Origin of the sequence: Nocardioides bigeumensis, from assembly GCF_039531755.1 — a bacterium.
Taxonomy (GTDB): Bacteria; Actinomycetota; Actinomycetes; order Propionibacteriales; family Nocardioidaceae; genus Nocardioides; species Nocardioides bigeumensis.
In genome coordinates this window covers 137,863-162,261 of sequence record NZ_BAAAQQ010000014.1, presented here as the reverse complement: position 1 = coordinate 162,261, position 24,399 = coordinate 137,863, and the positions used below count along the sequence as shown (strand labels likewise).

At 72.4% G+C, this 24,399-nt stretch carries 21 protein-coding genes; 12 read left to right on the top strand and 9 right to left on the bottom strand.

The window, feature by feature from the left end:
• Positions 1–8 precede the first annotated feature (8 nt).
• The 10 genes from ABD295_RS20065 (at position 9) to ABD295_RS20020 (ending at position 12,363) form a co-directional block, all read left to right on the top strand.
• Positions 9–593, top strand: a complete 585-nt coding sequence (locus tag ABD295_RS20065) for a PadR family transcriptional regulator (protein ID WP_344305620.1) — start codon at positions 9–11, stop codon at positions 591–593.
• Positions 590–1,312, top strand: a complete 723-nt coding sequence (locus tag ABD295_RS20060) for an ABC transporter ATP-binding protein (protein WP_344305619.1) — start codon at positions 590–592, stop codon at positions 1,310–1,312. The genes ABD295_RS20065 and ABD295_RS20060 overlap by 4 nt, the downstream gene beginning before the upstream one ends.
• A gap of 8 nt (positions 1,313–1,320) precedes the next feature.
• Positions 1,321–3,966, top strand: a complete 2,646-nt coding sequence (locus ABD295_RS20055; RefSeq protein ID WP_344305618.1) for an FtsX-like permease family protein — start codon at positions 1,321–1,323, stop codon at positions 3,964–3,966.
• A 102-nt stretch (positions 3,967–4,068) separates the two neighbouring features.
• On the top strand, positions 4,069–4,707 hold the full coding sequence (locus tag ABD295_RS20050) for a TetR/AcrR family transcriptional regulator (RefSeq protein WP_344305617.1): 639 nt from the start codon (positions 4,069–4,071) through the stop codon (positions 4,705–4,707).
• Complete coding sequence (locus ABD295_RS20045; RefSeq protein WP_344305616.1) at positions 4,704–5,507, top strand: TIGR03084 family metal-binding protein; 804 nt, start codon at positions 4,704–4,706, stop codon at positions 5,505–5,507. Before ABD295_RS20050 ends, ABD295_RS20045 begins: the two co-directional genes overlap by 4 nt.
• Positions 5,504–7,219 (top strand): acyclic terpene utilization AtuA family protein, encoded by a 1,716-nt coding sequence (locus ABD295_RS20040; protein WP_344305615.1) that lies wholly within the window; start codon positions 5,504–5,506, stop codon positions 7,217–7,219. The genes ABD295_RS20045 and ABD295_RS20040 overlap by 4 nt, the downstream gene beginning before the upstream one ends.
• A gap of 17 nt (positions 7,220–7,236) precedes the next feature.
• The gene (locus tag ABD295_RS20035; protein ID WP_344305815.1) at positions 7,237–8,817 is read left to right on the top strand and encodes an acyl-CoA carboxylase subunit beta; all 1,581 of its coding nucleotides are present in this window, start codon (positions 7,237–7,239) and stop codon (positions 8,815–8,817) included.
• A complete protein-coding gene (locus tag ABD295_RS20030) occupies positions 8,814–10,709 on the top strand; it encodes an acetyl/propionyl/methylcrotonyl-CoA carboxylase subunit alpha (protein WP_344305614.1) in 1,896 nt (631 codons plus the stop codon). The genes ABD295_RS20035 and ABD295_RS20030 overlap by 4 nt, the downstream gene beginning before the upstream one ends.
• Positions 10,706–11,878, top strand: coding sequence for an acyl-CoA dehydrogenase family protein (locus ABD295_RS20025; RefSeq protein WP_425574144.1), 1,173 nt, complete (start codon positions 10,706–10,708; stop codon positions 11,876–11,878). The genes ABD295_RS20030 and ABD295_RS20025 overlap by 4 nt, the downstream gene beginning before the upstream one ends.
• A 98-nt stretch (positions 11,879–11,976) precedes the next feature.
• Entirely contained in the window at positions 11,977–12,363 is a 387-nt protein-coding gene (locus ABD295_RS20020) for an MmcQ/YjbR family DNA-binding protein (RefSeq protein ID WP_344305613.1), read from the top strand.
• Here the strand turns inward: ABD295_RS20020 and ABD295_RS20015 are convergent.
• From ABD295_RS20015 to ABD295_RS19975, 9 genes are all read right to left on the bottom strand, one after another.
• Positions 12,290–12,679, bottom strand: a complete 390-nt coding sequence (locus tag ABD295_RS20015; protein ID WP_344305612.1) for a hypothetical protein — start codon at positions 12,677–12,679, stop codon at positions 12,290–12,292. The two genes, ABD295_RS20020 and ABD295_RS20015, sit on opposite strands and share 74 nt — an antisense overlap.
• 36 nt (positions 12,680–12,715) lie before the next feature.
• Positions 12,716–13,276, bottom strand: coding sequence for a protein-L-isoaspartate O-methyltransferase family protein (locus ABD295_RS20010; RefSeq protein ID WP_344305611.1), 561 nt, complete (start codon positions 13,274–13,276; stop codon positions 12,716–12,718).
• 9 nt (positions 13,277–13,285) lie between these two features.
• A complete protein-coding gene (locus ABD295_RS20005) occupies positions 13,286–14,116 on the bottom strand; it encodes a DUF1295 domain-containing protein (protein WP_344305610.1) in 831 nt (276 codons plus the stop codon).
• Positions 14,117–14,123: 7 nt separating this feature from the next.
• On the bottom strand, positions 14,124–15,344 hold the full coding sequence (locus tag ABD295_RS20000; protein WP_344305609.1) for a class I SAM-dependent methyltransferase: 1,221 nt from the start codon (positions 15,342–15,344) through the stop codon (positions 14,124–14,126).
• A gap of 74 nt (positions 15,345–15,418) precedes the next feature.
• A complete protein-coding gene (locus ABD295_RS19995; RefSeq protein ID WP_344305608.1) occupies positions 15,419–17,452 on the bottom strand; it encodes an FAD-dependent oxidoreductase in 2,034 nt (677 codons plus the stop codon).
• A complete protein-coding gene (locus ABD295_RS19990) occupies positions 17,449–18,183 on the bottom strand; it encodes an anti-sigma factor (RefSeq protein WP_344305607.1) in 735 nt (244 codons plus the stop codon). The genes ABD295_RS19995 and ABD295_RS19990 overlap by 4 nt, the downstream gene beginning before the upstream one ends.
• Entirely contained in the window at positions 18,180–18,800 is a 621-nt protein-coding gene (locus ABD295_RS19985) for a sigma-70 family RNA polymerase sigma factor (RefSeq protein ID WP_344305606.1), read from the bottom strand. The genes ABD295_RS19990 and ABD295_RS19985 overlap by 4 nt, the downstream gene beginning before the upstream one ends.
• A 45-nt stretch (positions 18,801–18,845) precedes the next feature.
• Positions 18,846–19,526: a fasciclin domain-containing protein gene (locus ABD295_RS19980; RefSeq protein ID WP_344305605.1), complete on the bottom strand. Its 681-nt coding sequence runs from the start codon at positions 19,524–19,526 to the stop codon at positions 18,846–18,848.
• 142 nt (positions 19,527–19,668) lie between these two features.
• Entirely contained in the window at positions 19,669–21,222 is a 1,554-nt protein-coding gene (locus ABD295_RS19975; RefSeq protein ID WP_344305604.1) for a molybdopterin-dependent oxidoreductase, read from the bottom strand.
• Between the two features lie 58 nt (positions 21,223–21,280).
• Here ABD295_RS19975 and ABD295_RS19970 point away from each other — a divergent pair, with 58 nt between their 5' ends.
• Both ABD295_RS19970 and ABD295_RS19965 read left to right on the top strand, forming a co-directional pair.
• On the top strand, positions 21,281–22,081 hold the full coding sequence (locus tag ABD295_RS19970) for an enoyl-CoA hydratase-related protein (protein ID WP_344305603.1): 801 nt from the start codon (positions 21,281–21,283) through the stop codon (positions 22,079–22,081).
• Between the two features lie 104 nt (positions 22,082–22,185).
• Entirely contained in the window at positions 22,186–24,360 is a 2,175-nt protein-coding gene (locus ABD295_RS19965) for a HelD family protein (protein WP_344305602.1), read from the top strand.
• Positions 24,361–24,399: the final 39 nt, after the last annotated feature.

Genomic DNA, 24,399 nt, shown 5'->3' with positions numbered 1-24,399 from the left:
GAGTCTCCATGTCGGTCCGACAGGCACTGTTGGCGCTGCTCGACGAGCAGCCGCGCTACGGCTACCAGCTGCGCAGCGAGTTCGAGCAGCGGACGGGGGCGGCATGGCCGCTGAACGTCGGGCAGGTCTACACGACGCTGGCCCGGTTGGAGCGCGACGGCTTCGTCGAGGGTGCGGGCGACGACGGCGACGGGCACGTGATGTACCGCGTCACCGAGCAGGGGCGGGCCGAGGTCGCGGCGTGGTTCACCACGCCGGTGGGTCGGACGCAGCCGCCGCGCGACGAGCTGGCGATCAAGCTGGCGATGGCGGTCACCGTGCCGGGCGTCGACGTCGGCACCGTCATCCAGCAGCAGCGAACCGCCACGATGGGGGCGTTGCAGGACTACACCAGGCTCAAGCAACGCGCCGGGAGCACGGAACCCGCGGAGCTGGCCTGGTCGCTGGTGCTCGACTCGATGGTCTTCGCCGCCGAGGCCGAGATCCGCTGGCTCGACCACTGCGAGGCACGGGTCCGCAGGGCGGCCGCCGAGGCGCGTGCGACAGCGTCGACCAGCGACGTTCCCACCGCGGCCGAGGAGGTCGCTCGATGAGCGCCGTGCTGCGGCTCGACGACGTGACCAGGGTGCACGGCTCGGGCCCGACCGAGGTCCACGCGCTGCGCGGCATCTCCTTCGCCGCCCACGCAGGCGAGCTGGTCGCGGTCATGGGCCCGTCGGGCTCGGGCAAGTCGACGCTGCTCACGCTGGCCGGCGGACTGGACACGCCGACGACCGGCACGGTCACCGTCGAGGACGCCGACCTGGCGGCCCTGGGCAACGTCGGGCGAGCCCGGATGCGGCGTACGTCGATCGGCTACGTCTTCCAGGACTTCAACCTGATCCCCGCGCTGACGGCAGCGGAGAACGTCGCGCTCCCGCGCGAGCTCGACGGCGAGCGCCGCGGGCCTGCCCTCAGGGCCGCACTGGCCGCGTTGGAGGAGGTCGGCATCGCGGACCTGGCCGAGCGGTTCCCCGACGAGATGTCGGGCGGCCAGCAGCAACGCGTCGCGATCGCACGCGCCGTGGTCGGGGAGCGGCGGCTCATCCTCGCCGACGAACCCACCGGCGCCCTCGACACCGACACGGGAGAGGAGATCCTGCGGCTGCTGCGCCTGCGCTGCGACGCCGGCGCCGCCGGGGTGCTGGTCACCCACGAGGCCAGGCACGCCGCCTGGGCCGACCGGGTGGTCTTCCTGCGTGACGGCGTCGTCGTCGACGAGTCCGGCGCCGACCGGGTCGAGGCGCTGCTCGACGAGGGCGCCCGGCGTTGAACAGGGCGATGACGTTCTTGCACGGCTGGGCTCCGGTGCTCCGGATGGCCCGCCGCGACGCCCTGCGCCACAAGGGCCGCAGCGCCCTGGTGCTGGTGCTCATCGCGCTGCCGGTCCTGGCGGTGACGACGGCCGCGGTCGTCTACTCGACCTTCTCGGTGAACAGCGTCGAGGCGCTCGACCGTGAGCTCGGCGCCGCCGACGCGTTGGTCTCGGTGCGGCCCGGCCAGACCCGCGTGTTGCAGGGGTTCGACCCCGACGACCTCGGCAGGTCCGAGTACGACGAGACGTACCCCGAGCCGACCGCGGCCGCAATCCGCCAGGCGCTCGGCCGCGAAGTACCCCTGGCGCCATTGGTGCACGGTGACGCCCAGTTCGTGACCGAGGCCGGGGTGGCCGACGTCAGCCTCACCGAGCTCGACCTCCACGACCCGTTGGCCGAGGGGATGTTCGAGCTCACGTCCGGACGCCTGCCACGCTCCGCGGGGGAGATCGTGGTCAGCAGCGAGGTCGCCTCGCGTGGTCCGGACGTGGGCTCGACTCTCGAGCTGGGCGAGGGCGCGACGTACGACGTGGTCGGCATCGTCGAGTCGACGACCCTGCGCGAGGCCGACCTGGCGGTCGGCATGCCCGGCGCGCTCGGGCTGGCAGAGGGCGACCACTACGGCACGGACTACCTCGTGGGTGGCGGTCCGGTGAGCTGGGACGACGTCCGGGCGGTCAACGAGATCGGCGGGCTGGTCGCCTCGCGCTCGGTCCTCACGGACCCACCGCCGCGTTCCGAGCTGCCGCCGGAGATCCAGCAACAACCGACGGGTCGCGACGGCGCCACGGTCGCGGTCGTGGGTCTCATCGTGGTCATGGTGCTCCTCGAGGTCGTGCTGCTGGCGGGCCCGGCGTTCGCGGTGAGCGCGCGCCGACAGTCGCGGACCATCGCGCTGATTGCGGCCTCCGGAGGAACGCCCGCCCAGGCGCAGCGCCTGGTCCTGGCGGGCGCACTGGTGCTGGGTGTCGCCGCATCGGTGACCGGCGTGGTGCTCGGCATCGTCTCCGGCTTCGCGGTGCTGCCGGCGGTGCAGTCCTTCTCGTCGACCTGGTTCGGGCCCTTCGAGGTGCCCTGGCTGTGGCTGGTCGGCGACGCGGCGTTCGGCCTGGCGAGCGCGGTGCTCGCCGCCGGTGCACCCGCCTGGATCGCTTCGCGCCAGGACGTCGTCGCGGTGCTCGCCGGGCGCCGCGGCGACCGGGCGCCGTCGATGCGCTCGCCGATCCTGGGCGTGGTGCTGGTCGCCGTCGGCACCGCCGCGGTCCTCTTCGGCGCGACGAACGGCTCAGGGGGCGAGCTGGCCATCGCGTTCGGCGTGCTGCCCGCCGTCCTCGGCATGATCCTGCTGGTCCCGCTCGTGGTGGCCGGCCTGGCGCGCGCCGGGGGCAGCCTGCCCCTGGTGCTGCGGTATGCCGTCCGCGACGCCGCCCGGCACCGCACCCGCACCGTGCCTGCGGTCGCGGCGGTGGCCGCGACGGTGGCGGGTGTCGTGGCCTTCGGCGTCGGCGGCTCCAGCGACCAGGCGGAGCAGGAGGCGGGCTACCAGCCCGGCTTCCCGGAGGGGATGGCGGTCCTCACCGACGGGGGCCCCACCGCGGACTGGACCGCGAACCGCGCCGCCGTCGGCGCCGCCCTGCCAGGGGCGCGGGTGCAGGAGATCCACGGCGTCAACGAGTGGGGGATGCCCGACGCTGCTTCCTATCTCGCCGTCGGTGTGTACGCCGGGAGGAGCGACCAGACCCCGGGCGGCGTCTGGACCGGCAGCATGCTGGGCTCGGTCGTGGTGGACGACGACGCGACCTCGCTCGCGGTCCTCGGGTTCGCTGACCCGGTCGTCGAGGAGGCTCGGCGGACGCTGGAGGCGGGCGGGATCGTCGGCTTCGCCGACCGGACCGTCGACGCGGACGAGGCGAGGCTCGAGCTCACCGAGTTCGAGGCCGACACAGGAGACGAGGTCGACAGCACGTCGATCTCGCTGCCCGCGCTGTGGGTCCCGATCGACGGGGTGCGCGTGCCCCAGGCGGTCATCCCATCGAGCGTTGCCGAGGAGCACGGGCTCGACGTCGTCACCACGGCTCTCGTCGTCTCCGGCGCCGAGATCGACGAGGCGACCGAGCAGGACCTGGTCGAGGCGCTGGCCGCCCGCACCATGGTCGCGCAGTTCAGCGTCGAGCGCGGCTACGTCGCCGACGACGGCTGGTTCATCGTGATGCTCATCCTCGGCTGCCTGGGTGGCGTGCTCGTGCTCGGCGGGACGCTGACCGCGACGTTCCTGGCGCTCTCCGACGCGCGGCCCGACCTCGCCACGCTGTCGGCGGTGGGCGCCGCTCCGCGCACCGGACGGGGGGTCGCGTCGGCGTACGCGCTCGTGATCGGCGTGACCGGCGCGGTGCTGGGGGCGGTGCTGGGGTTCCTGCCCGGCATCGCGATCACCTACCCCCTCACCAGCGACACCTGGACGCAGCAGATCGACCCGGACCTCCCGTCGCACTACCTCGACGTGCCGTGGGTCCTCGTCCTCGGCCTGGTGGTCGGGCTGCCGCTGCTCACCGCCGCGGTCGTCGGGCTCACCGCGCGCTCACGGTTGCCGCTGGTGGCGCGGCTCGACTGACAGCTCCGCGTCGGCCGTGAGGAGGATGGTCTCTGTTTGCTGACCATCACCGACAAACAAGCAGGCTTGACTGTTTGTTGTGTTGCACGCGACGATCTGCTCGTGACGAGTCCGGCGACCACGCGCGTGCCGCAGGAGGAGCGCACCCGCGTGATGCGGGCGCGGTTGCTGGAGGCGACCGTCGAGTGCCTGGTCGAGAAGGGGTTCGCCGGCACCTCGACCACGGTGGTGTCCGAGCGGGCGGGAGTGAGCAGGGGCGCCCAGCTGCACCACTTCCCGGCCAAGAACGACCTCGTGGTCGCGGCCGTCCGGCACCTGACCGAGCGGCGCGGTGCCGACCTGCGTGCCGCGGTACGCCGGGTGCCCGCCGGGCCGACGCGCACGCGGGCGGTGCTCACCGTGCTCGCCGAGCACTTCACGTCGCCGGTCTTCACCGCCGCCCTCGAGCTGTGGGTGGCGGCCCGCACCGACCCCGCGCTGCTGGCCGCCGTCGCGCCCCTCGAGCTGGAGGTCGGCCGCGAGACGCACCGGCTCGCCGTGGAGGCCCTCGGCGTCGACGAGTCGCAGCCGGGCGCGCGCGAGCTCGTGCAGGCGACCCTCGACCTGCTCCGCGGCCTCGGGCTCGCGGGCACCATCACCGACGACGCCCGGCGGCGCGGCCGGATCCTCGACCAGTGGGCCCGCACGCTCGACACGATGCTGGACCCTGCTCCTGACGCAACGAGCGGAGCGGCGCGATGACCGACAAGACCCAGCTGCTCGACGGCCTGCTCGCGGACCTCAGGGCCGAGACCGACCAGCTGTGGGCGACGGTGTCCGGGCTCGACGACGCCGGGTGGCGCACGCCGACCCCCCCCGAGGGCTGGGACGTCGCCACGCAGGTGGCGCACCTGCTCTGGACCGACGAGGTGGCGGTTGCCGCGGCCCGGGCGAGGACCGACCCGACCCCGTGGGACGACGTCGTCGCTGCCGCGCTCGCCGACCCCGCCGGGTACGTCGACACCGCCGCCCGTGAGATCGCCACGCTCTCGCCGCAGGCACTCCTGGCCCGGTGGGGTGCGGCGCGCGACGCGCTCGGCACGACGCTGCGGGCCTACCCGGTGGGAGAGCGGATGCCCTGGTTCGGCCCGCCGATGTCGGCGGCGTCCATGGCGACCGCGCGCTTCATGGAGACCTGGGCGCACGGCCACGACGTGTACGCCGCGCTCGGCATCGAGCCGGCGGTCACCGACCGCATCCGGCACGTCGCCCACCTCGGTGTGCGCACGCGCAACTTCGCGTTCGCCACCAACGGGCTGGACGCGCCGCTGGAGGAGTTCAAGGTCAGGCTCACCGCGCCGTCGGGCGAGACGTGGGCGTGGGGGCCGGCCGAGGCTCCGCAGTCGGTGCGCGGCTCGGCGTACGACTTCTGCCAGCTGGTGACCCAGCGGATCAACCGCGTCGACACCGACCTCGAGGCGACCGGGCCCGACGCCAACCGGTGGCTCGACATCGCCCAGGCCTTCGCGGGTCTGCCTGGAGCCGGGCGGCCGCCGCGATGACGGCGGTCAGGGTCGGCAACTGCTCGGGCTTCTACGGCGACCGGTTGTCGGCGATGCGCGAACAGCTCGAGGGCGGCAACGGCGAACAGGGTCTGGACGTCCTGACCGGCGACTACCTCGCCGAGCTGACCATGCTCATCCTCGGCCGCGATCTCATGAAGGACCCGTCGCTCGGCTACGCCCGCACCTTCGTCCGGCAGCTCGAGGACTGCCTCGGCCTCGCGCTCGAGCGGGGCGTGCGGATCGTCAGCAACGCGGGTGGGCTCAATCCGTCCGGCCTCGCCGAGCGGCTGCGCGAGGTGGCGCGCGGGCTCGGCCTCGATCCCGCCATCGCCCACGTGGAGGGTGACGACCTGCGACCGGTGGCGACCAGCCTCGGGCTGGGCGAGAAGGCGCTCACCGCCAACGCCTACCTCGGCGGCTTCGGCATCGCCGCCGCCCTCCGAGCCGGGGCGGACGTCGTGGTGACCGGCCGGGTCACCGACGCCTCGCTGGTGGTGGGGGCCGCGGCGGCCCACCACGGCTGGTCCGCCACGTCGTACGACGAGCTCGCGGGCGCGACCGTCGCCGGCCACGTGCTCGAGTGCGGCTGCCAGGCGACCGGCGGCAACTTCTCGGGCTTTGGCATGGTCGACTGGACCCGCCCCCTCGGGTTCCCCGTGGCGGAGATCGCCGCCGACGGGTCGAGCGTGATCACCAAGCACGCCGGCACCGGCGGCGCGGTCACCGTCGACACCGTGACCGCCCAGCTGGTCTACGAGATCCAGTCGACGCGCTACCTCGGACCCGACGTCACCACGCGCCTCGACACGATCGAGCTCGCGCAGGCCGGGTCTGACCGGGTCGAGATCGGTGGCGTCGTCGGCGAGCCCCCGCCGCGACGGCTGAAGGTCTGCCTCAACGAGCTCGGCGGCTTCCGCAACTCCTTCGAGCTGGTGGTCACCGGGCTCGACGCGGAGGAGAAGAAGGCGCTGGTGCGCTCTCAGCTCGAGGCGGCTTGGGGCGAGCGCCGTCCGGCGACGGTCGTGTGGGACGACTCGACCCCCACGCGCTACCGCTGCACCGTGCTCGACCCGTCGCCCGACGTCGCCGGCCGGGGCTTCACCGGCCCCGCCGTCGAGCTCGCGCTGGCGTCGTACCCGGGCTTCACGCTGACCGCACCGCCCGGCCCGGCGACGCCTTACGGCATCTATCGGCCCGCGTACGTCGACCGGAGTTCCGTGACCCAGACGGTCGTCCATGCGGACGGCCGGCGCGAGGTGGTCCCGGACCCGACCGCCTTCTCCGAGACGATCTCTGACGAAGGTCAGCGACCGTCGCCCTACCCCGCACCCCAGGACGTGCGGACCCGGCAGCTGCCGCTCGGCACCTTCGTGCACGCCCGGTCCGGCGACAAGGGCGGCGACGCCAACGTCGGGCTCTGGGTGACGCACGGCTCCCCGACAGCCCGAGCCGACGACGAGCACCGCGCGGCCCGGTTCACCTGGCTCGCCAAGATGATGAGCCCGGTGCGGATCCGCGCGCTGGTGCCGGAGGCAGCCGACCTCGACATCGAGGTCTACCTGCTGCCCAACCTCGGGGCGGTCAACGTCGTCATCCACGGTCTGCTCGGGGACGGGGTCGCGGCCTCGACCCGGATCGACCCGCAGGCCAAGGGGCTCGGCGAGTGGCTGCGCGCGCAGCCGGTGGCGATCGAGACGAGCCTGTTGTGACGGAGAACCGAGAAGCGATGCTGGAGAAGCTGGCGGCGCTGGACGCCGAGCACGCGAGGGCGGTCGCTGGTGGCGGGGCGAAGTACGTCGAGCGTCACCACGCGCGCGGCAAGCTCCTGCCGCGCGAGCGGATCGAGCTCCTCGTCGACGAGGGGTCGGCGTTCCTCGAGCTCTCGCCGCTGGCGGGCTGGGGCTCGGACTTCACTGTCGGCGCCAGCGTCGTCACCGGCATCGGGGTCGTCGAGGGCGTCGAGTGCATGATCACCGCGAACGACCCGACGGTGAAGGGCGGCGCCTCCAACCCCTGGACGGTCAAGAAGATCTTCCGGGCCTCGCAGATCGCCGAGGAGAACGGCCTGCCCACCGTCGCCCTCGTCGAGTCCGGCGGCGCCGACCTGCCGACGCAGAAGGAGATCTTCATCCCCGGCGGGCGGCTCTTCCGCGACATCACCAGGTCGTCGGCCGACCGGCGGCCGACGATCGCGATCGTCTTCGGCAACTCCACCGCCGGTGGCGCCTACGTGCCGGGCATGAGCGACTACACCGTCATGGTGCGCGGGCAGGCCAAGGTGTTCCTCGGGGGGCCGCCACTGGTCAAGATGGCGACCGGCGAGGAGTCCGACGACGAGTCGCTGGGCGGGGCAGACATGCACGCCCGCGTCTCGGGGCTCGCCGACTACCTCGCCGAGGACGAGCACGACGCGCTGCGGATCGGCCGGCGGATCGTGGCGCGGCTCAACTGGCGGAAGGTCTCGGGAGGTCTCGTGACAATCGCCGGCGCGACTTCCTCGACCACAGGCGTTGCGCCTCCGGAGGAGGACCCCGACGGCTTGCTGGATCTGGTGCCGGCCGACCTCAAGGAGCCGTTCGACCCCCGCGAGGTGATCGTCCGCATCTGCGACGGGCGCTCGGCGGAGAACGGTCAGGTCTTCGACGAGTTCAAGCCGCTCTACGGCTCCTCGTTGGTCACCGGGTGGGCTCGGCTGCACGGGCACCCGATCGGCATCCTCGCCAACGCCCAGGGCGTGCTCTTCAGCGAGGAGGCACAGAAGGCGACGCAGTTCATACAGCTCGCCAACCAGGTCGACGTACCGCTGCTGTTCCTGCACAACACCACCGGCTACATGGTCGGCGCGGACTACGAGCAGGGCGGGATCATCAAGCACGGCGCGCAGATGCTCAACGCGGTCTCCAACAGCTCGGTCCCGCACCTGTCGGTGGTGATGGGCGCGTCGTACGGCGCCGGCAACTACGGCATGGCCGGCCGCGCCTTCGACCCGCGGTTCCTCTTCACGTGGCCGTCGGCGAAGTCGGCGGTGATGGGTCCCGCGCAGCTCGCCGGCGTGCTGTCGATCGTCGCGCGCGCCGCCGCGGAGGCGAAGGGGCAGTCCTACGACGAGCAGGGCGACGCCGGCATGCGTGCCTTCGTCGAGCAGTCCGTCGAGGAGGAGTCGCTGCCCTACGTCCTGAGCGGGATGCTCTACGACGACGGCGTCATCGATCCGCGCGACACCCGGACGGTGCTCGGCATCTGCCTGTCGGTGATCGCCACGCGCGGGTGGCGCGGCGGGCAGGGATACGGGGTGTTCCGGCCGTGAAGCGGCTCCTCGTCGCCAACCGGGCCGAGATCGCGTCGCGGGTGTTCCGCACCTGCCGGCGGCTCGGCATCGAGACCGTCGCCGTCCACTCCGACGCGGATGCCGACCTGCCCTACGTCGCCGAGGCCGACCTCGCCGTCCGCTTGCCGGGCGCTGCGCCGGCGGACACGTACCTGCGCTCCGATCTCCTCGTCGAGGCGGCGCGACGTGCTGGGGCGGATGCCGTGCACCCCGGCTACGGCTTCCTGTCCGAGGACGCCGGCTTCGCGCGGACCGTGACCGAGGCCGGCCTGGTCTGGGTCGGCCCCCCGCCGGAGTCGATCGAGCAGATGGGCTCGAAGGTCCGGGCGAAACGGATCATGGCTGCTGCCGGAGTACCTGTGCTGTCAGCGCCGGACCAGCCCACCGACGCCGATCTCCCGCTGCTCGTGAAGGCGTCGGCGGGCGGTGGCGGTCGGGGCATGCGGATCGTGCGGTCGCTCGACGAGCTGCCCGGGGCCATCGAGGAGGCCGGGGCCGAGGCGCTCTCGGCGTTCGGCGACCGGACCGTGTTCGTCGAGCCGTACGTCGAGCACGGCCGCCACGTCGAGGTCCAGGTCGTCGGCTTCCCCGACGGCGTCGTGGTGCTGGGCGAGAGGGACTGCTCGCTGCAGCGGCGGCACCAGAAGGTCGTCGAGGAGACGCCCGCCCCGCTGCTTCCCGACGCGACCCGCGCGAAGCTCCACGATGCGGCACGGTCCGCGGCGGCCGCCATCGACTACCGCGGCGCGGGGACCGTCGAGTTCCTCTACGACGCCGCCGCTGACCGCTTCTTCTTCCTCGAGATGAACACCCGTCTCCAGGTCGAGCACCCGGTCACGGAGCTCGTGTGGGGCGTCGACCTGGTCGAGCTGCAGCTGGCGGTCGCCGAGGTCTCGACTGCGCTCGACCACCGGGCGTCCGGAGACCCGTCCGGACACGCTGTCGAGGTGCGGCTCTACGCCGAGGACCCCGCCGACGACTACCGCCCGCAGTCGGGGGTGCTGACCCGCTTCGAGATCCCAGAGGGCGACGGAATCAGGGTGGACGCCGGGTACGCCACCGGGTCGGTCGTGTCGACGCACTACGACGCGATGCTGGCCAAGGTGATCTGCCACGCCCCGTCGCGGGAGGAGGCGATCCGACGCCTCGCGGACACGTTGTCGCGGGCGCGGATCCACGGGGTGAGGACCAACCGCGACTTCCTCGTGGAGGTGCTGCGGTCACCCCAGTTCCAGGCGGGTGGGGTGTCGACGTCGCTCCTCGGGTCCGGGGGACGGTCGCCTAGCGGCTCCTCCTCGACCACCGGTGGGGCGAACGTTGCCGCGGCGCTGGCTCTCGCGGCCCGGGCCGGCGACGAACGCCTTGTCCAGCAAGGGATTCCGGTCGGCTGGCGCAACGTCCCGAGCCAGCCGCAGCGCACCTCCTTCGAGGGCGGCGTCGTGGTCGAGTGGTGGGGCACACGCGATGGCTTCGCCGTCGACGGCCTCGAGGTCGTGTCGGCCACGCCGGATCGCGTCGTGCTCGAGGAGGACGGCGTGCGGACGGCGTACGACGTGTCGATCGTGGGAGACGCCGTCGATGTCGACTCGGTGCACGGCCACGTGCGGCTGCTGCGGCAGCCGCGGTTCATGGATCCCGCGGACGCGGTCGCGAGCGGCAGCCTGCTGGCGCCGATGCCCGGCACGGTCGTCCGGGTGGCCGTGCAACAGGGCGACGAGGTCGCCGCGGGTGACCCGGTGCTGGTCCTCGAGGCGATGAAGATGCAGCACACGGTGGCCGCGCCGTACTCCGGCACGGTCACGCAGCTCAACCTGAAGTCCGGGGTGCAGGTCGCCGCCGGAGAAGTCTTGGCAGTGGTGGAGGGGTCGTGACGATTTTCCCGCACGTGTTCGCGGAGTCCGAGGAGCGGCAGGAGCTGCGCCGACAGGTGGCCAAGCTGGCGGCGAAGTACGGCCGCGAGTGGTTCACCGACAAGGCACGCGCCGGCGACAAGACGACCGATCTCTGGCTCGAGGTGGCCAAGAACGGCTACCTCGGCATCAACATCCCCGAGGAGCACGGCGGTGGTGGTGGCGGCATCGGCGACATCGCGGCGGTCTGCGAGGAGCTCGCGGCCCAGGGGTGCCCGCTGCTGCTGATGGTCGTCAGCCCTGCCATCTGCGGCACGATCATCAGCCGCTTCGGGACCGAGGAGCAGAAGCAGAGGTGGCTGCCCGGCATCTGCGACGGCACCGGCACGATGGCGTTCGCGATCACCGAGCCCGACGCCGGGACCAACTCGCACGCGATCACCACGACCGCACGGAGGGACGGCGATGGCTGGGTGCTGACCGGTCAGAAGATCTACATCTCGGGTGTCGACGAGGCCGACCACGTGCTGATCGTCGCCCGCGCCGAGGACGCGCGGACCGGTCGGCTGAAGCCGTGCCTCTTCGTGGTGCCGACGGTCGCGCCCGGGTTCGAGCACCGCGACATCCCGATGGAGATCGTGAGCCCCGAGAAGCAGTTCACGGTCTTCCTCGACGACGTGCGGCTGAGCGACGACCACCTTGTCGGCGACGAGGACGCGGGTCTCGAGCAGCTCTTCGCGGGACTCAACCCCGAGCGGATCATGGCCGCGTCGTTCTCGACCGGGCTGGCCCGCTTCGCGCTCGGGAAGGCGGCGGCGTACGCCAAGGAGCGCGCGGTCTTCGGGCAGCCGATCGGCGCCCACCAGGCGATCGCGCACCCGTTGGCGCAGTCGCACATCGAGGTCGAGCTGGCCAGGCTGATGACCCAGAAGGCAGCCGCGCTCTACGACGCCGGCGACGACGCGGGCGCGGGCGAGGCCGCCAACATGGCCAAGTACGCCGCCGCCGAGGCCGCCTGCGACGCCGTGGACCGGGCGGTGCAGACCCATGGCGGCAACGGGATCACCCAGGAGTTCGGCATGGCCGGGCTGCTGGTCGCGACCCGCGCGGGCCGGATCGCGCCGGTCAGCCGGGAGATGATCCTCAACTACGTGGCGATGCACTCGCTGGGCCTGCCCAAGAGCTACTGACCAGCGCCCCCGACGGGCGCCGACCGGGGCAGGGCCCCGCCGACGCCCGCCAGGTCGTCGACGGATCGATCAGCGGTGGGTCGTGGCAGGCTGTGAGCGTGGCGAAGAAGGTCGAGCGCCCCCTCGTCCCCGAGGAGTGGGTGCGGCGGATCGGTGCTGTGCTGACCGCGTTCCCGCGCTGCGAGGAGGAGCCCGCCTGGGTGGGCACGCGGTGGCGGGTCGGCTCGGCCACCGTCGCCCACGTGTTCGGCGGGGAGGACCAGCTGTTCCGCATCACCTTCCGCGCCGAGACCGACGAGGTGATGGCCTTCCAGCACCTGGGCGCGCCCTACTTCAAGTCGGAGTGGGGCGGCAACGTCGTCGGGATGATCCTCGACGACGACACCGACTGGGCCGAGCTCGCCGAGCTCCTCACCGACTCCTACTGCGTCCAGGCGCCCGGGCACCTGGCGGCGCAGGTGGAGCGGCCTCCGGTGGTGGGGTGACGGCCGATCGTCTGCCGGTCCGTCTGACGCGGACGGAGCGCGGCGAGCCGTCGGGGTTGCGGATCAGCCTGACCGGGTCGTCGTCCTCGTCGTCGGGCGTGCGCGCGACCGGGCCGGCGTCGTGGTGCTGCTTGATGTCACGGGCAGCCCGGGCCTGGCCCGGGTCGAAGACGTCGATGAAGTTGCCGAAGGCGTCGGCCGTGCCGCTCGCGCCCGATCCGGCACCGCCGTTGCGCAGCCCTCGGTGGCCGATGACGGCGAGGACCAGCCCGCCGACGAGCACGAAGGCGGTGCCCATCACGAGGCCGGCGTCCATGCGATCACGGTACGCCCACGGATCCGAGAGGGCAGGTCACACCAACGGCACGAACCGGTAGCGGCCGTGCCGGGTCACCTCGTGCTCGTCGCCGTGGCGGACGACGCGCAGCATCTCCCCGGCCACGGGGATCACGAGGATCCCGCCGTCAAGGTCGAGCTGGGCGACGAGCTCGCCGGGCAGCCGGTCGGGCTCGGCGGAGACCAGGATCCGGTCGTACGGCGCGTGGGCGGGCAGGCCCAGCACCCCCGGTTCGGCCTCGAGCAGGCTGGCCCAGGGCTGGTCCGTCCTGGCGAGGTTGCGCGCACCCCACTGCGCCAGCTCCGGCACGATCTCGACCCCGCGCACCTCCCCGGTCTGCCCGACGAGCCGGGCCAGGAGCGCCGTCGTCCAGCCCGATCCGGCGCCGACGTCGAGCGCCCGCTGACCGGCCCGCACGTCGAGCAGCCGCAGCATCTCGGCGACGGTGCGCGGCTGGCTGTTGGTCTGGTGGTGCCCGATCCCGAGCGGCCCGTCGTAGTCGGCCCGGCGCCGGTCGGCCCGGCGCAGGAAGCCCTCCCGACGCACCTCGCGCATCGCAGTGGACACCGCGTCCATCCCCCGACGTTACGCCGCGTGGGACCCAGAACGGCGAGGAGGGCGTGGGACCAGCATCGGCACCCGAGCGGCGTACTCGGGGTAGCCAGGACGCTGCATCATTGTCCGCTCCAGCGGGCGGGCGCCGGTGGCGTAGGCCAGGAAGTAGGTCATCGCGAGGGGCGCGGGCACCGTCAGCAGCGCGGGCAGCCAGCCGGTGCTCACGGCGGCGACCAGCCAGATCCCCCACCACACCGCCGCGTCGCCGAAGTAGTTGGGATGCCGCGACCAGGCCCACAGACCGGAGTCGAGCACCTGCGGCCGGGACTCGCGAGGCAGCGCCTTGTAGCGCTGCAGCTGCAGGTCACCGACCCACTCGAAGAACAGGCCGACCAGGAAGACCGCGATGCCCGCGTACGCCGCCCACGTCCACGCGACCCCGTCGGCGAGCGCCGCGGCCTGGAGCGGCCACGAGACGAACCAGACGGCGCCGCCCTGGAGCACGAACACCTTGCGCGTGGCGCGGCCCCACCAGCCGGGCGACCCCACCGCGCCGACGAGCCGTTCGTAGCGGGGGTCCTCGCCGTGCCCGCGCGACCGCACCACCATGAAGCCGGACAACCGCAGTCCCCAGACCGCCACCATCACGAGGACGAGCAGCGTCAGGCTCGAGCGCGCGAACACCCAGCACCACAGCGCGGTCGCGGTCAGCGCCACTCCCCAGGTCACGTCGACCACCGAGATCCGGCGCACGCGGATGGCGACCAGGGCGGTCACGAGCATCCCGAGCACCCCGATGGCCATCGCGCCGGCCGAGACCAGGGCGAGGTCAGCCAGGGAGTCAGCCAGGGAGTCGGTCACTGCCCCATCATCGAGAACCGGACCGTGCGGCGCGCTCCAGCACGATCTGCTGCACGTCGAGGTAGCCCGACGCGAAGCCGGCCCGGGAGTACTCGAGGTAGAAGTGCCACATCCGCACGAAGGTCTCGTCGAAGCCCAGCTCCGCGACGCGGTCCCGGGCGGCGAGGAACGCGGCGTCCCAGGCGTGCAGCGTCGCGGCGTAGTGCGCGCCGAAGGAGAGGCGGTCCGTCGTGCGCAGCGACGTGCGGGTGCGGGTGATCTGCTCGATCGCCTCGACCGAGGGCAGGAAGCCGCCGGGGAAGATGTACTTGTTGATCCACGTGTAGGTACGCCGGGTCGCCAGCATCCGGTCGTGCGGCATCGTGATCGCTTGGAGCCCGACCTTCCCGCCGGGCGCGAGCAGCCGGTCGAGGATCCGGAAGTAGTCCTCCCAGTAGTCGTGGCCGACGGCCTCGATCATCTCGACCGAGCAGATGGCGTCGTAGCGGCGCCCGCCGCCGATCCGCCGGTAGTCGCGCAGCTCGACCGAGACCTGCCCGGCGTCGAAGGAGCCGTCGGCCGCAGCCGCGGCGATCCGTTGCCTGGCCAGGGACTGCTGCTCGACCGACAGCGTGACCGAGTCGACGACCGCGCCGCGGCGGGCGGCGCGGATCGCCAGCTCTCCCCAGCCCGTGCCGATCTCGAGCAGCCGCGTGCCGCGGCCGACACCGGTGGCGTCGAGGAGCCGCTCGATCTTGCGGACCTGCGCCTCCCTCAGCACCTCGCGGTCGAGGCCGGCGCCGAGACCCGGGTGGGAGTCGTCGAAGAGGGCCGAGGAGTAGGTCATCGTCTCGTCGAGGAACGTCTCGAAGAGGTCGTTCGACAGGTCGTAGTGGTGTCCGATGTTGGCCTGCGCGTTGCGCACCGAGCTCTTCTGGTGACGCGGTGGCCTGGCGACGTACGCCGCCCGCAACCGCTGCAGCGACGCCGGCACCAGCTGCGGCAGCTCGGCTGCCAGCACCGTGAGGACGGCACCGAGGTCGTCGGCCTCCCAGGCCTGGGTGAGGTAGGCCTCGCCGAAGCCGATCAGCCCGGCGCTCCCGATCCTGGCGAAGAACTCGTCGGGGTCGTGCACGGTCATCTCGGGGCCGCCGCGGCCGAGCGGGCGGTCGTCGCCGGCGAGGCGGACGCTGACCGGCAGTCGGGAGACCGCGCTGGTGAAGAGGCGCCGGGCGACCCGGCCGGACACGCGGGCGCGAGGACCGGTGGGGACTACGTGGAGGCCGGGCCAGGTCAGGGACGATGGCCGGCTGGGTGCGAGAGTCACTGGACTCCCTTCTGGGGCGAGTGGGCGGGTCGGTCGATCACCGGGAGCCGCCGCACCCAGAGCCAGATGCCGTGCGCCCGGATCAGCGCCGCCCCGCGCAGTGCGGCGGGGGCGGACCTGACCAGGCCCACGGACGACGGGGCTGCGGGCGAGCCCGTGAAGGACGCGCTGAACGCAGCTCCGTCGTCGGTGTGCAGAGTAACGGCGACGCGCAAGCCACCGGGAGCCCGGCTGGGCACGGGGACCGCGAGCTCGTAGCTGCCGTCGGTGCCGTGGAACGGCGAGACGTACATCGCCTTGTCGGTGCGGGCGCGACCCTGCTGGTCGGGGTGCACGAGATAGGCGTGCCGGTCACCGTAGGTGTTGTGCACCTCGACCACGACACCTGCCTGCTCACCGTTGGCGTCCAAGCACCAGAAAACCGAGATCGGGTTGAAGCAGTAGCCGAACGCCCGTGCGTTGGCGACCATGAGGATGCGGGTGGGGCGCTCGACGCCGTGTTGGTGCAGGAAGGCGTCGAGGTTCTCGCGGATCGTGAGACCCGGGTCGCCCAGGTGGTCGCGCGCCTCGAACCTCGCGAGGAGACCGTGGTCGGGCAGGTCGTCGAGGTCGACCAGCCACATCGTCGAGCGGTTCTTGAAGGCGCGCGCGAAGGGCTTGCGGCGGGTGTGCCTGATGTCGACGTCGTAGCGCGTGGCGGGCTCTCGTGACGGTCGCTGCGCGACCTCCTCGACCACCGGAGCAGCCCCCGGGGTGCAATGCCACCGTGCGCCGAGCTGCTCGGCGGCGGCGAGGCCGGACCTCGCGCCGTCCTCGTGGAAGCCCCAGCCGTGGTAGGCGCCGGCGAAGACCACCCGGTCGGTGGCGATCTCCGGGAGCCTTCGCTGGGCGGCGACCGAGTCCGGCGTGTAGAGAGGGTGCTCGTACTCCATCCGGTCGATCACCGTCGCCGGGTCGACGAGGTCGTCGCCGCCGAGGGTGACGAGGTAGTGGGTGTCGGTCGACAGTCGCTGCAGCCGGGTCAGGTCGTAGGTCACGGTGACCTCTCCCGCTCCGGACTCGGCGGGCCGCCGGAAGTTCCACGACGCCCAGGCGTTGCGGGTGCGCGGCAGCAGGGAGGTGTCGGTGTGCAGCAGCGCGGTGTTGGCGGAGTACGGCATCGCGCCCAGCACTGCGCGCTGGGTCGGCGTCGGCGACGCGAGCATCGTCAGCGCGTGTCCGGGGTGCGTGGCGATCACGGCGGCGTCGTAGGACGAGACATCGCCGTTGCCGTCGGTGACCTCGACACCGCCGGGTGTCTCGGCGACGGACGTGACCTTGGTGCCGAGCCGCACGTCGTGGAGGTGCTCGGCGACGCGGGCGACGTACTCACGCGAGCCACCCGTCACCGTGCGCCACGACGGTGAGCCGAAGACGCCGAGCATCCCGTGGTGCTCGAGGAAGGCGAAGAGGTAGTGCGCCGGGTAGTCGAGCGCGACGTCGGGATCGCACGACCAGACCGCGGCGACCAGCGGCTCCATGAAGTGGCGGGTGAAGTGGGGCGTGAACCTGCCGGCGCGCAGGAACTCCCGCAGCGTCGTGTCGGGCCGGTCGTCGGCGAGTGCTCGGCGAGCACGCCGGTGGAAGCGCGGGATGGCGACGAGCATCCGCAGGTACGCCGGATCGGCGAGGTGGCCCCAGGTCGGGAGGACGCCACGGCGGCCGAGGGCGCCTGCCCACTCGAGCCCCGTGCCGCGGTCGCTGATCGACATCGACATCTCGGAGTCCTGCGTCGCGACCCCGAGCTCGGCGAAGAGCCGCAGCAGCACGGGGTAGGTGCGCTCGTTGTGCACGATGAACCCGGTGTCGATCGCGAGCGATCCGTCGGGCGTCGCGACCTCGTGGGTGTCGGCGTGGCCGCCCAACCGGTCGTCGGCCTCGTAGAGCGTGACGTGCACGTCGTTGTCGGGGCGCGAGAGCACGTACGCCGAGGTCAGTCCCGCGACTCCCGAGCCGACGACCGCGACCCGGCGAGGACGGTGGGACGTCACGCGAGCTCGATGAGCGCGACGGGCGGCAGGCTCGGCTCCTCCGACCCGCCCTCGGGCTCGATCGTGATGCCCACGCCGATGGCGTCGGTGGCATCGCCCTCGAGGACGAACGTCTGGTCGGCGCGGTCGGGCATCAGGCCGGCGGCCACCATCTCGGCGCCGCGCTGGAGCCAGAGCTCGTAGACCTTGCCGTCCGGCGCGGCCGGCATGTCCTTCGTGACGATGACGGCGCGGCCGTGCTCCTTGGAGCGGTAGACGGTGGCGTGCCCGCCGCCCTCGAGGTCGAGGTTGACCATCTCCACGTCGGACGCGCCGATGATCTGGTCGGCGGCGCTGATCTGTCGTTGTGACGTCGTGTCGTCTGCCCAGGGCTGGGTGACGGCGACGCCTACCCCGACCACGGTGAGGACGGCCGCCGCGACCACAGCGGGAAACCAACGGCGGCCGGAGGCCCTCCGGGCCCCCGGGGTGGAGCCTGCAGCGGTCTTCTCGATGACCGGCGGCAGTGGCCGCACGGTGGCGATACCGGCGAGCACCGCGTCACGGACGTGGGCCGGTGGTGCGACGGCGGTGGTCTCGGCGAGGAGGGCGGTCGTCTCGAGCAGCCCGGCGACCTCCTGACGGCAGTCGGCGCAGGTCTCGAGGTGTGCCTCGAAGCGGGCTCGTTCGAAGTCGTCGAGCGCCCCGACGGCGTACGCACCCGAGAGCAGGTGGACGGCGTGCTCGGTCATTGCCCAACTCCCATCGCGTCGCGCAGCCGGATCAGTCCATCTCGGATGCGGGTCTTGGCCGTGCCGACCGGTAGATCGAGCATGGTGGCCACCTCCGTGTGCGTGTATCCCCCGAAGTACGCCAGGCCGATCGCTTCTCGTTGGGCCTCGGTGAGCTGCTGCATGGCGTGGCGTACTCGTTGTGCTTCGAGCGTCGTGGTCACCGCGTCGGCGGTCTCGTCGTGGGCGACCTGGTGGTTCGTGTCGTGGTACTTGGTGTCGCGTCTCGTGCTGGCCTCGGCCGAGCGGACCCGGTCGACGGCCTTGCGGTGACCCAGGGTGAGCAGCCAGGAGACCGCGCTTCCTCGGTCGGAGTCGAACCTGGCGGCGGTGCGCCAGATCTCCAGGAACGCCTCCTGGGTGACCTCCTCGGCCTGCGCGGGATCGCGGACGACCCTCAGCACGAGTCCGTGCACCCGCGCCGACGTGGCGTCGTACAGCTCGGCGAACGCCTGCTGGTCTCCGCGCGCCGACCGGCGCAGCAGCTCGGCGAGCTGCCCGTTCGCGTCGGTCGCAGAGGTGTCGGGCGCGCCCGTCCCCTCCGGGGTTCCGGAGGGGACGGGCGTGAGGCCTGGCATGTCAGCAATCCTGACTGATCAACGTGTCGACCGGGTAGTCGTCGATCAGGACGGCATCAGGACGGTGTCGATGATGTAGACCGTGGCGTTGGCGGTGGGGACGTTGCCGCACAGCACGGCCGCGCCCTCGGTGCCGACGGTGAAGTCCTCACCCTCGCCCTCGACGGTCAGCATGTCGCCCGCGAGGGTCTCGTGCTCCCCGGCGAGGTCGTCCGGCGACAGCTGGCCGGCGACGACGTGGTGGGTGAGCACCTTGGTGAGCGTCTCCTTGTCCTTGAGCAGACCGTTGAGCTGCTTCTTGGAGAAGGCGTCGAAGGCCGGGTTGGCCGGCGCGAAGACGGTGATCCCGTCAGCGGAGTTCAGCGTGTCGACGAGGTCGGCGGCGGTGACCGCGGCGACCAGGGTCGAGAGCAGCGGGTTGGCGCTCGCCGCGTTGGCGACGGGCTCGGTGGCCATGCCGACGAAGGAGCCGGCGCCGTCGGCGGGAACCTCGCCACAGGCGGGACCGAAGGTCTGGGCGGCCGGGTCGGCGTCGCCCATGTCGTCGGACTCCTCCTCCATCGGGGTCTCCTCCGGCGTCTCCTCGTCCATCGGCGCCGAGGACTCCGAGGTGGTGGTGTCGTCGGCGGCGTCAGGCTCGTCGGAGCCGCACGCAGAGAGGCTGAGCGAGGCCGTGAGGACCAGCGCAGCGAGGCCGGCCGTGCGGTGCAAGGTGGTGCGCTTCATGGTCGTTGTCCCTTTCGAGGGGTGATGCGATCTGGGGCTGCCACCGGCGGGTGGCGGCTTCTTTCACGGAGTGATTCGGTGCCGTCGGGCGGCCGGATGGGTACTTTTCGTAAAAGGTTTGTCCGGGCTTTGCGGTCGCCGGTCAGGCGACGATCACCGCGATCGACTGCCACCCGGACGCACCGTCGGGGAACGGGTCGGCGCGGTCCTCGGTCTGCACCTCGCCGTCCTCCGTGGTGGCGCGCACGGCGATGTCGTGGCGGCCGGACGTGGCGTCCCACTCGAGGTACCACTGGCGCCAGTAGTCGACGGTGACCTTCGGGCCGAGCTCGGCCACCTGCCAGTCGCCGTCGTCGATGCTGACCTCGACCTTCGCGATGCCGCGGCGCTGCGCCCAGGCCACGCCGCCGATGACGACCTTCCCCGCGTCGAGGCTGGCCAGCGCCTTGGGCGTGTCCACGCGGCTGGCGATCTTCACGGGCGCGTCGATCGCCCAGTCGCGCTCGGTCCAGTACGCCGTCTGCTCCTCGTACGTCGTCAGCGTGAGCTTGGTGAGCCACTTGGTGGCCCCGACGTAGCCGTAGAGGCCGGGTGTCAGGAGACGACAGGGGAAGCCGCGCTCACGGGGGAGCGGGCCGCCGTTCATGCCGAGCACGACCATGGCGTCGCGGCCGTCGGTGGCGACCTCGAGCGGGGTCGAGATGGTGAAGCCGTCGACGTCGGTCGACAGGATCTGGTCGGCCCGTCTTGATCCTGGACCGCCGCCGACACCGGCCATCTCCAGGAGGTCAGTGAGGCGGACGCCGAGCCAGCGGGCGCTGCTGATGTAAGGGCCGCCGACGGAGTTGCTGACGCAGTTGAGGGTGATGTCGCGCTCGATCAGCGGCATCGCCGAGAGCTCGTCGAAGGTGAAGGTCAGCTCCTTCTCGACGTCTCCGTCGATGGTCAGGGTCCAGTCGTCGACACCCACGGTCGGGACCACGAGCCGGGTGTCGACCCGGTAGAAGTCGCTGGTCGGGGTACGCAGGGGCGAGATGCCGTCGTACCGGCTCTCGAGGCCCTTCGGGAAGGGCCCGGCCGTGTCCGTCGCAGCCGGCAGGTCGACGGCCGTGATCCGGCTGCGGACGCGGCCGATCCACTGACCCGCTGCGCCCATCGCCACGGCGCCCGCGCCGAGGAGGAGGACGCTACGGCGGCGTGGTCTCGACTGATCGCTCGCTTCGCTCGCTGCTCGACCACCGGGTTCGCCGCTGGTCGAGCTCAGTCGAGACCCCGTCTGCACCCCGCCCGTCAGCAGGGCCAGCGCGCCGAGTCCGACGGCGGCGGCCGCGATCGCCGGCGCGGCGTCGACCACGCTGGCGGTCGGCCGGGCCAGGGCCGCCGCTCCTGCCAGCCCGACGAGGGCCAGCAGGAGGGCGGCACCCAGGACGAACGAGCGCTGCGCCAGCACGCCCGCGATCCCGGCCAGGACGAGCGTGCCCAGCAGCACGCTCCCGATGAGGATCGGCTTGTCCGCGGTCCCGAACTGCGCGACCGCGAACTCCTTGACCGGTGTCGGGGTCAGGTCGATGACCGTCGACCCGACGGCGAGCACGGGCGACGCGGCCGGGTTCAGCAGCGCGGCGACCAGGTGGCCGGCGGCCATGCCGACCAGGGTGGCGAGCACGCCGTAGGACGCGAACAGCAGTCTTCTCATGGTGGGTGGTTCGGAGCGGGGGACCCCTGCGGATGCCTGCTGGGGGAGGATGTCGGCCATGACGACGGATTCATCAGAGGGATCTGCACCAGGGGCCTCCGGCGACGTCACGGCGCGGGACCCGGAGCTGGTGCACCTCCAGGTCTGGGACCAGGTGGCGACCATCACCCTGGACTCCCCGCACAACCGCAACGCGCTGAGCAGGCAGCTGGTCGCGGAGCTGCACGCCCACCTCGAGAGGGCCGAGGCCGACCCGGCCGTGCGGGTGGTGCTGGTCCAGGCGACGGGCACGGTGTTTTGCTCCGGTGCCGACCTGACCGAGGCGACCGCCGACGGGATGGAGGAGGGCGCCCGCCGGATCGTGGCGCTGCAGCGGCTGATCGTGGCCATGGGCAAACCGGTGGTCGCGCGGGTGCAGGGCCCGGTCCGGGCGGGCGGCATCGTCGCGGCCGCGGACATCGCGATCGCGGCCGACGACGTCACGTTCGCGCTCACCGAGGTCAAGCTCGGGCTGGCCGCCGCGATCATCTCGCTCACCGTCCACCACCGGATGCACCCGCGCGCGGCCGCGGTGACCACGTTGGGGGGAGCGTCGTTCACCGGCGTGAAGGCGGCGGCGTACGGCCTCATCACCACGTCGGTGCCGCGCTCCGAGCTGAACGACGAGGTGGCCCGCACCTGCGGCGAGCTCGCCACCGGCGCTCCTCAGGGCCTGCGCGAGTCGAAGCGGATCCTCAACCGCGACCTGCTCGCCCGCATCGACGCGCACGGCGAGGAGATGGCCACCCTGAGCGCCCGGCTCTTCGCCTCCGACGAGGCGCGCGCGGCGATGACCGCCTTCTTGACCAAGAAGCGGTGACGCCGACCCCCCCGCTGTAGGCTTGGAGACTTGCCAGAACCACTCCGGGTCCGACAGCGGATCAATCCCTGGAGTGAGCATTTCGGGGGAGAAGGAACGCGTCGTTGACCGACCACATCGCCGAGCGCGAGATCCAGACGGAGCAGGAGTTCGTCGACCGGGTCTACGTGCAGCTGGACAAGTCCGCCTCGGCGGCGCAGGAGCTGGCCCGTGAAGGTCACAGCCGCGGCCACCTCGGCCACGAGGGTGGCCTGGTCGAGCGCGACGCCATCGTCTACCAGGCCGCGCGCCGGATCGCCCAGCTCGACGCCGCCCACGAGGGCCTGGTCTTCGGCCGCCTCGACCTCGACGAGTCCGTCGACAGCGAGCCCCGCTACATCGGCCGCATCGGGCTGCGCGACGACCAGCGCGACTCGCTCCTGATCGACTGGCGGGCGCCGGCTGCCGCGGTGTTCTACCAAGCCACCGCGGCCGAGCCGCACAACGTCGTACGCCGCCGGGTGCTGCGCTCCTCCGGCCCCCAGGTCGTCGGCGTCGAGGACGAGCTGCTCGACGCCGGGAACGCCGCTGCCGAGCGGCTCCCGATCATCGGCGAGGGCGCCCTGATGGCGCAGCTGTCGCGGGCCCGCGACCGCTCCATGCACTCGATCGTGGCGACCATCCAGGCCGAGCAGGACAAGGCGATCCGAGCTCCGGGCAAGGGCGTCACGTCGATCTCCGGCGGCCCCGGCACCGGCAAGACCGTCGTCGCGCTGCACCGGGCGGCGTACCTCCTCTACACCGACCGCCGGCGCTACGAAGGCGGCGGTGTCCTCGTGGTCGGCCCGTCGGGCGTCTTCATGCGCTACATCGAGCGCGTGCTCCCGAGCCTCGGGGAGACCGCGGTCGCGCTCCGCTCGCTCGGCGAGGTCGTCGACGGCGTCAAGGCCGTGCGCCACGACGAGCCGGCCGTCGCCGACGTGAAGGGCCGGGCGCGGATGGCCGAGCTGATGCGGCGTGCCGCTCGCCAGCCGGTGCCGGGCGGCCCGGAGGAGTTCCGCTACTTCTACCGCGACGACGTGCTGACCCTGGACCGCCGGGCGCTGTCCCAGCTGCGTCGTCAGCTGATGAGCCACGGCGCACGCAACCGCCAGCTGCCCCGGGTCGCCCGGACGCTGCTCGACGCGCTCTGGCGGCAGGTCCGCGGCGAGCGCGGGCGCGAGCGCGGTCGTGACTCCTTCGACGAGGAGCTCCTCTCGCAGCAGGCCTTCGTCGACTTCGCGTCCTCGTGGTGGCCGCCGTTGACCGCTCAGGACGTGCTCGGCTGGCTGCGCGACCCCGAGGTCCTCGCCCGGGTCGGTGACGGCGTCGTCTCCACCGAGGACCAGCGCCTCCTGGTGAAGTCGTGGGCCGACGGCGCGTTGTCGGTCGAGGACGTGCCGTTGGTCGACGAGCTGCGCTACGCGTTGGGTGACGTCCCCGAGCGGCACGACGACGACCACCCCCTCGACGACGTGTCCCAGGCCGTCGACCTGCAGGAGCTCACCACCGCCGCCGACCGCGAGTACGCGCCGTCCGGCCGGGCCTGGGCCCCGCCGACGCACCGCATCGAGGACGACGGCTTCGCGCACGTGCTCATCGACGAGGCGCAGGACCTCACGCCCATGCAGTGGCGGATGGTCGGCCGGCGCGGCCGGACCGCCTCGTGGACGATCGTCGGCGACCCCGCGCAGTCGTCGTGGCCCGACCGGGCCGAGGCGGACGCGGCGCGCGCGACGGCGCTGGACGGCAAGGACGTGCACGCCTTCCACCTCTCGACCAACTACCGCAACTCCTCCGAGATCTACGAGTACGCCGCGGCGTACGCCGAACGCGTCGGCCTCGACGCCGACCTCCCCACCGCCGTCCGTTCGACCGGCGTCGCCCCCCGCGAGGTGGACAGCGGCGGCGACCTCGAGGGGGCGACCCGGGCGGCGGTCGCCGACGTGGCCGGCCAGGTGAGTGGCACGGTCGGCATCGTCGTCCCCGTCGCGCGCAGGTCGATGGTCAACGCGTGGCTGGCCTCGTGGCCGGAGTTCGCGGACGACGCGCGCGGCGCCCGCGCCGCCGTGGACTCCTCGGTCCCCCCGTCCGGCGTGGACCGGATCGTCGTGCTGACCGGCGTCGACACCAAGGGTCTCGAGTTCGACGGCATCGTCGTGGTGCGCCCCGACGAGATCGAGCAGGAGTCCACCACCGGCCGGGCCACGCTCTACGTCGTGCTCACCCGCGCGACCCAGCTGCTCACCATCCTTCGCTAGGCAGCCCGGTGGACGCGTGACCGGCCCGTGACGCGGCCG

Excerpts from the sequence above, each read along its gene's own strand:
- ABD295_RS20065 (WP_344305620.1), top strand. The coding sequence starts at position 9 with ATGTCGGTCCGACAGGCACTGTTGGCGCTGCTCGACGAGCAGCCGCGC.
- ABD295_RS20060 (WP_344305619.1), top strand. The coding sequence starts at position 590 with ATGAGCGCCGTGCTGCGGCTCGACGACGTGACCAGGGTGCACGGCTCG.
- ABD295_RS20055 (WP_344305618.1), top strand. The coding sequence starts at position 1,321 with ATGACGTTCTTGCACGGCTGGGCTCCGGTGCTCCGGATGGCCCGCCGC.
- ABD295_RS20045 (WP_344305616.1), top strand. The coding sequence starts at position 4,704 with ATGACCGACAAGACCCAGCTGCTCGACGGCCTGCTCGCGGACCTCAGG.
- ABD295_RS20040 (WP_344305615.1), top strand. The coding sequence starts at position 5,504 with ATGACGGCGGTCAGGGTCGGCAACTGCTCGGGCTTCTACGGCGACCGG.
- ABD295_RS20035 (WP_344305815.1), top strand. The coding sequence starts at position 7,237 with ATGCTGGAGAAGCTGGCGGCGCTGGACGCCGAGCACGCGAGGGCGGTC.
- ABD295_RS20015 (WP_344305612.1), bottom strand. The coding sequence starts at position 12,679 with ATGGACGCCGGCCTCGTGATGGGCACCGCCTTCGTGCTCGTCGGCGGG.
- ABD295_RS20010 (WP_344305611.1), bottom strand. The coding sequence starts at position 13,276 with ATGGACGCGGTGTCCACTGCGATGCGCGAGGTGCGTCGGGAGGGCTTC.
- ABD295_RS19990 (WP_344305607.1), bottom strand. The coding sequence starts at position 18,183 with ATGACCGAGCACGCCGTCCACCTGCTCTCGGGTGCGTACGCCGTCGGG.
- ABD295_RS19985 (WP_344305606.1), bottom strand. The coding sequence starts at position 18,800 with ATGCCAGGCCTCACGCCCGTCCCCTCCGGAACCCCGGAGGGGACGGGC.
- ABD295_RS19980 (WP_344305605.1), bottom strand. The coding sequence starts at position 19,526 with ATGAAGCGCACCACCTTGCACCGCACGGCCGGCCTCGCTGCGCTGGTC.
- ABD295_RS19975 (WP_344305604.1), bottom strand. The coding sequence starts at position 21,222 with ATGAGAAGACTGCTGTTCGCGTCCTACGGCGTGCTCGCCACCCTGGTC.
- ABD295_RS19970 (WP_344305603.1), top strand. The coding sequence starts at position 21,281 with ATGACGACGGATTCATCAGAGGGATCTGCACCAGGGGCCTCCGGCGAC.